The 811-nt window shown below is 63.6% G+C and carries 1 protein-coding gene; it reads left to right on the top strand.

Translation table 11 applies throughout. The annotated features are described in order from the left end of the window. A partial coding sequence (locus ML01_RS26630; RefSeq protein WP_156428032.1) for an ISAzo13 family transposase occupies window positions 1-811 on the top strand: 811 nt, incomplete at both ends.

Below are 811 nucleotides of genomic sequence, written 5' to 3'. Positions count from 1 at the left end.
ATCGGCGCCGTTATGCCGCAATCGAGTCGTTGAAGATCGGTTATGGCGGCATCGCCTATGTCGCCCGAGTGCTCGCGATGAGTCGTCGTACGATCCACACCGGGATACGGGAACTGGAGCAGATGGGCGACGACGATCCGGATGACCCGAAACGCCCGAGCGGAGACGCCAACCGAGTGCGCCGGCGCGGGGGCGGTCGACCGCCGATCACCGAGCGCAATCCGCTGCTGAAGTCGGTTCTGCAAGAGGTTCTCGACGTGCACAGCGCTGGCAGTCCAACCGATGAGCGCGTGCGCTGGACAGATCTCAAGCCATTGCAACTGGCGCAGCGGCTGCTCGAGCACGGCATTGAGGTCAGTCGCAATACTGCCGCCGACTTGCTCGATCGGGCCGGCTTTCGTCGCCGGGCGCTGTGCAAGCAACTGATCACTGGGCAAGTCGACCCGCACGAGCGTGATCGACAGTTTCGCCACATCGCCGCCTTGCGCCGCTTGGCATGCCGACGCGGTATCCCCGTGCTGTCCATCGACACGAAGAAAAAGGAACCGCTCGGCACCTTGCACCGCCCCGGGCAGTGCTACAGTACCGCCCCACAGGCGGTGTACGACCACGATTTCAGCCACCTCGCCGAAGGCCGCCTGGTGCCTCACGGCGTCTACGATGTGCATGCGAATGTGGGCTTCATCACCCTCGGCACCTCGCGGGAAAACAGCGCCTTCGTCTGCGATGCCATCGCCTTGTCTTGGGAGGTGCTGTTCAGTGCAATGTATCCCGATGCCACCGAGGCGATCTTGTTGTGCGACTGCGGCGG

Origin of the sequence: Thiohalocapsa sp. ML1, assembly GCF_001469165.1 — a bacterium.
Taxonomy (GTDB): Bacteria; Pseudomonadota; Gammaproteobacteria; order Chromatiales; family Chromatiaceae; genus Thiohalocapsa.
The sequence above is the reverse complement of the archived record's forward strand: the minus strand, read 5'-3'. Positions and strand labels throughout refer to the sequence as shown.